Raw genomic sequence first — 5,149 nt, 5'->3', positions numbered from 1 at the left:
TTTTTTTTCACTTATCAGTTTACTAGGAATTGCTTTTTTTTGCACTCTGAATTACAAAAAAAGTTGCATGGAGAGCAAGCTTTCCACACAACTTATTATAGAACCAGAAAAAGTTAGTCAATAATTTTCAATATACGGAACCAGCTGCCTCAAGAGGTTTTTCAGGTTCAGGAATTGGCATCATGGAATCTCAGCATCGGAAGATAACCTATCGCATGAAGAAACGTGGAATGTATTGGACGAAAGATGGAGTTGAGACGATGAGTCAAATGATTATATTAGCTCATGAAGGAGAGTTGAGAGATCTATTTTTCGGAAATTGGAGAGAAGAATTTGAAAAGATAAGAGATCTTTCTAAATTTAGTGCTACTAAGATCATGAGAAAACAGCAAGAAGTTGAGAAAGATTATAGCCTTCCAAAGTCAGGTTATAAGACTCGTAAGAAGCGATCTGGATCTAAATAGAACACAAGAAGTTATATACAAAAGTATATATAAAGTTATATACAAAAAAACCTTTCTGTTAGAAAGGCTTTTTGTGCTATTTTCAATTAAAATCACTTGTCTTGTATTGATATGTGTGCTATACTTGAATTAAGTAAATTGAATAAAAAAAGACGAAAGACTCCTACATCTTCCGTCTCATCGAGTAAGAAACCTCACTTCTTACTCAGTCATATCCTTATTATGGGGGATAACGACAATTATGTCAAGGACTGAGCAAGAAATTGTTCAGTTTTTTTGTTAAATCTAAGTAAAAATCTCCTATAATATACAAAGTCTTAGGGTCTCTAAAAAATTTTACCGCATACATTATTCTAAAAAATCTTGACAGGGACTTTTGACTTGTGTATAATATAGTAGATTTTAACTTGAAGGGAGTGAGATGGAATGTCAAAAACAGTGGTACGTAAGAACGAATCATTAGATGATGCACTTCGTCGATTCAAACGTGCGGTTACTAAAGCTGGTACTCTTCAAGAAACACGTAAACGTGAATTCTATGAAAAACCTTCTGTAAAACGTAAACGTAAATCAGAAGCAGCTCGTAAACGTAAGAAATTCTAATAGTAAAAGCAGTCCTTTTGGATTGCTTTTTTCTGCTATTAATTGCAAAAAAAATTGAGACCGGAGTCCCAATTTTTAGATGTTTTATTTTTTCTCAAGAAGAGCCTTGATATCTTGAAGCAAGTCCACTTCAGATGGCCCAGCAACTTCTTCTTCTTCAGCTTTAGCTTTAGCACCAAGATTTTGTGCTTTTTCAACAGCTTTAACAACAAAGAAGAGAACAGTACCGATGATTAGGAAGTTGATGATAGCACTTAGGAAGTTTCCGTAAGCAACACCGTTCCAAGTAAGGTCAGCGATTTTTTCTACTTGAGCAGCTTTCAAAGCTGGGTTCAAGAAGAGTGGTGTCAATACATCATCTACCAAAGAAGTGATGATTTGTCCGAAAGCAGCCCCGATAATCACGGCCACAGCAAGGTCAACAACATTTCCACGCAAGAGGAAATCTTTCAATTCTTTTAACATAAGAATCTCCGTTCTTTTATTTGATACGAATACATTATAGCCAAGTGAGCTTGAAAAGACAATGGATTTGCTTGATTTTTTTAAAAGTAAAAGAAAATCGGCTTATTTTACAAACACAACTATTTAGGATAAAATGAAAAAATAGCGATTGGGGAGGAGGGGACATGGTTTCAACACAAGAAATTCAAGATTTAAAAAGTCGTGTGAATATTGTGGATGTCATTGGAGACTATCTGCCTTTGACCAAGGCTGGCCGTCATTATCTAGGATTATGCCCCTTCCATGGAGAAAAGACGCCCTCCTTTAATGTTAACCAAGAGAAGCAATTTTACCATTGCTTTGGGTGTGGCAAATCGGGAGATGTTTATCGCTTTGTCGAGGAGATTGATGGTATTCCCTTTATGGAAGCTGTTGCCAAAGTGGCTCGCTTCATAGGAGAAACGATTGAGGTTGCTCCCTCCATACAAGGCCAACCTCAACGACCATCGGAAGAGGCAGACTTAATAGCCTTACATGAAGAAGCAGCGGTTTTTTACCAGGCTATCTTATTGACCTCTACAATGGGGACAGAAGCCTTGGCCTATTTGGAATCCAGGGGACTGTCTCGGCAAGATATCGAATATTTCGGAATTGGTTTAGCGCCGGATCGCGGGAATTACCTCTATGATCGCGTGGTCCAAAAGTTCAATTTTGGAGAAGAGCGTTACCTGGATTCAGGGCTTTTCCATATTGAACAAAATAAGCTGGTCGACTCTTTCTACAATCGGATTATGTTTCCTTTAACCAATATGAAGGGGCAGGTGATTGGCTTTTCCGGCCGGATTTTTGGGGATTCGTCTGATCAGCAGGCTAAGTACAAAAATAGTCGTCGGACCAAAATTTTTAATAAAAGTTTTGAATTCTATCATTTGAACCAAGCTTTACCCCATTTAAAAAAGGCTAAAGAAGTCTACTTAATGGAAGGGTTTATGGATGTCATAGCGGCCTATCGAGCGGGTGTCAAAAATGCTATCGCAACTATGGGAACAGCGCTGACGGCCGAGCATGTCCAACGCTTGCGAGCCTATCAACCCGCGGTGGTTTTGGCCTATGATGGCGATGATGCCGGTCAGGCAGCTATTGAAAAATCGATCCAAGAGCTCAAGGGCTTCTCGGTTGAAGTGGTTCGTTTTGCGCAAGGCATGGACCCTGATGAATACCTCCAGGCTCATTCCCCGGAAGACTTGCGGATCTGTCTGCAGGAAACCCGCATGGATTCTATCGAATTTTTGATGGACTATTACCGTCCATCTCAGCTGCAAGGAGTACAGGCCCAGCTGGCCTATGTGGAAAAGCTGCTACCTTTTATTGCAACCTTGCCGACCGACTTGCTGAGAGAGGTTTATATTCGAAAATTATCTCAGGAAGCCACGGCCTTTGATGTGGCCCAGTTGGAACAAATGCTGGGGCAGGCTCGGGTTCAGCTTGCTGCAGGAGCGCCCCAGCAGGTTCAGTTGCCTTCGTTTGAGATGCGAGTCCAACTTCCTAAAAGCCGCCTAACCAATACCGAGCGGCAATTGTTGCATCGCTTGATTCACCATAGCAACTTATTGAACGAATTTCGATTTTTGGAAAATTTTCATTTTGTTGAAAAGGATCATGAGCACCTCTATCAGCTCTTGCTTGAAAAAGGGCAGGTGACCAGTCAGGATTTAGCCCAGGAATCGGAGGAAATCAATCATCTTTGGTATCAAATTTTGGAATTGAATCTCCCTCCGCAAATCGGAGATGAGGAAATTGAACAGTTAGTGCGAACCCAAGAATTAGAAAAAAATCGACTAAGAAGTAAAGAAATTGCACAAAGCATTCAGGCAGCCTCGCAAATTGGTCGTCACGATCAAGCTGTCTTAGATTTAAATGAACTGATTGCCCAGAAAAGAAAAATGGAGTAAGGAATGGCTAAAAAACAAAAAGAAGTAACAACATTAGATGTTCAGATTGCAGAATTTATTCGAAATCACAAACTTTCTGGTACCGCAACAGATGAGGAAATCAATAGCACTCTGATTGTTCCTTTTAGTCTTGATGCAGATGGCATTGACAACCTCTTCCAACGGATTCAGGATGCGGGTATTTCGGTTACCGATAAGGATGGAAATCCAAGTCAGCGTGTATTGGCAGCAGAAGAGGAAGAAAAGGATTTGTCCGATGAGGAGCTGCTCGGAAGCAACTCTGCCAAAGTCAATGATCCAGTTCGGATGTATTTGAAAGAGATTGGTGTTGTGCCGCTTCTGACCAATGAAGAAGAACAAGAATTGGCAATCTTGGTAGAGCAAGGCGACTTAGAAGCCAAACAACGCCTGGCTGAAGCTAATCTTCGCTTGGTTGTTTCCATTGCTAAACGCTATGTTGGACGCGGCATGCAATTCCTGGATTTGATTCAGGAAGGGAATATGGGCTTGATGAAGGCCGTTGATAAGTTTGACCACACCAAGGGATTCAAATTTTCAACTTACGCGACATGGTGGATTCGTCAGGCCATTACACGTGCCATTGCAGACCAAGCTCGGACCATTCGGATTCCTGTCCACATGGTTGAGACCATCAACAAATTGGTTCGGGAACAACGGACCTTGTTGCAGGAGTTGGGACAAGATCCAACACCAGAACAGATTGCAGAACGTATGGATATGACACCGGATAAGGTGCGTGAAATCCTCAAAATTGCCCAAGAGCCGGTTTCTCTGGAAACACCGATTGGTGAGGAAGATGATAGCCATCTCGGAGACTTCATTGAAGATGAGGTTATTGAAAATCCAGTTGATTACACAACCCGCGTGGTCTTGCGTGAACAACTGGATGAGGTTTTGGACACCCTCACTGACCGTGAAGAAAATGTTCTCCGCCTCCGTTTCGGTCTAGATGATGGCAAGATGCGGACATTGGAAGATGTTGGGAAGGTCTTTAACGTGACCCGCGAACGGATCCGCCAAATTGAAGCCAAGGCCCTACGCAAACTGCGCCAACCAAGCCGTTCGAAACCCTTGCGTGATTTTATTGAAGATTAGGAAAAAAACATGGCCTATACAGAAGCAGATGTAGAAGCAATTAAAACCAAGATTCTCCATGCTTTGGAAGAAGTCTTAGACCCTGAATTAGGGATTGATATTGTTAATTTGGGACTCGTTTACGAAATCCGTTTTGATCCAGAAACAGGGAATACCGAAATTGATATGACCCTGACAACCATGGGTTGTCCCCTAGCGGATTTATTAACCGAACAGATTTATGATGCTTTGAAGCCTCTTGAAGAGGTTCAAAAGGTGGATGTCAAACTAGTTTGGTATCCAGCCTGGACGGTCGAAAAAATGAGCCGGTATGCCCGGATTGCCTTGGGAATTAAATAATGCAAAAAAAGAGGCTAGGACCAGAGTCTAACCTCATTGACTTTGGCTAACAAAATGCCTTTGACGTAGTAGCTGAGTGGGACAGAACTAAATTTTTTCAAATTTAGTTCTGTCCCACTCTCTTTTTTGTTCGTAAGCGCCCAATAACAAGGTATCTTCCGATAAAGTAGAAATCTAGCTATACTAGTCTCAGAAAACATGAGTAGAGGAGATTGGTTTAGTGGATGCGAA

The 5,149-nt window shown here is 41.4% G+C and carries 5 protein-coding genes and 1 pseudogene; 5 read left to right on the top strand and 1 reads right to left on the bottom strand.

What is annotated here, in order from left to right; all coding sequences use genetic code 11:
* Nucleotides 1-104: 104 nt before the first annotated feature.
* Both E5983_RS08500 and rpsU read left to right on the top strand, forming a co-directional pair.
* Nucleotides 105-464, top strand: a pseudogene (locus E5983_RS08500) (ISLre2 family transposase); the annotation flags it as partial.
* Nucleotides 465-890: 426 nt separating this feature from the next.
* Nucleotides 891-1,067: a 30S ribosomal protein S21 gene (gene rpsU / locus E5983_RS08495; protein ID WP_000048054.1), complete on the top strand. Its 177-nt coding sequence runs from the start codon at nucleotides 891-893 to the stop codon at nucleotides 1,065-1,067.
* 84 nt (nucleotides 1,068-1,151) lie between these two features.
* Here the strand turns inward: rpsU and mscL are convergent, their stop codons facing one another.
* Entirely contained in the window at nucleotides 1,152-1,532 is a 381-nt protein-coding gene (gene mscL / locus E5983_RS08490; protein WP_160333413.1) for a large conductance mechanosensitive channel protein MscL, read from the bottom strand.
* Nucleotides 1,533-1,696: 164 nt separating this feature from the next.
* Here mscL and dnaG point away from each other — a divergent pair, with 164 nt between their 5' ends.
* The 3 genes from dnaG to E5983_RS08475 are packed head-to-tail and all read left to right on the top strand — an operon-like array spanning nucleotide 1,697 to nucleotide 4,918.
* Nucleotides 1,697-3,463, top strand: coding sequence for a DNA primase (gene dnaG / locus E5983_RS08485; protein ID WP_160333412.1), 1,767 nt, complete (start codon nucleotides 1,697-1,699; stop codon nucleotides 3,461-3,463).
* 3 nt (nucleotides 3,464-3,466) lie between these two features.
* Nucleotides 3,467-4,579, top strand: coding sequence for an RNA polymerase sigma factor RpoD (rpoD, locus tag E5983_RS08480; RefSeq protein WP_160333411.1), 1,113 nt, complete (start codon nucleotides 3,467-3,469; stop codon nucleotides 4,577-4,579).
* 9 nt (nucleotides 4,580-4,588) lie between these two features.
* The gene (locus tag E5983_RS08475; RefSeq protein ID WP_160333410.1) at nucleotides 4,589-4,918 is read left to right on the top strand and encodes a metal-sulfur cluster assembly factor; all 330 of its coding nucleotides are present in this window, start codon (nucleotides 4,589-4,591) and stop codon (nucleotides 4,916-4,918) included.
* The last annotated feature ends 231 nt before the right edge of the window (nucleotides 4,919-5,149 follow it).

The organism is Streptococcus danieliae, assembly GCF_009767945.1.
In the GTDB taxonomy this organism is placed as follows: Bacteria; Bacillota; Bacilli; order Lactobacillales; family Streptococcaceae; genus Streptococcus; species Streptococcus danieliae.
Note: the sequence above shows the minus strand (reverse complement) of the source record. Positions and strands in the feature narration are given on the sequence as shown.

Excerpts from the sequence above, each read along its gene's own strand:
- rpsU (WP_000048054.1), top strand. The coding sequence starts at position 891 with ATGTCAAAAACAGTGGTACGTAAGAACGAATCATTAGATGATGCACTT.
- mscL (WP_160333413.1), bottom strand. The coding sequence starts at position 1,532 with ATGTTAAAAGAATTGAAAGATTTCCTCTTGCGTGGAAATGTTGTTGAC.
- dnaG (WP_160333412.1), top strand. The coding sequence starts at position 1,697 with ATGGTTTCAACACAAGAAATTCAAGATTTAAAAAGTCGTGTGAATATT.
- rpoD (WP_160333411.1), top strand. The coding sequence starts at position 3,467 with ATGGCTAAAAAACAAAAAGAAGTAACAACATTAGATGTTCAGATTGCA.
- E5983_RS08475 (WP_160333410.1), top strand. The coding sequence starts at position 4,589 with ATGGCCTATACAGAAGCAGATGTAGAAGCAATTAAAACCAAGATTCTC.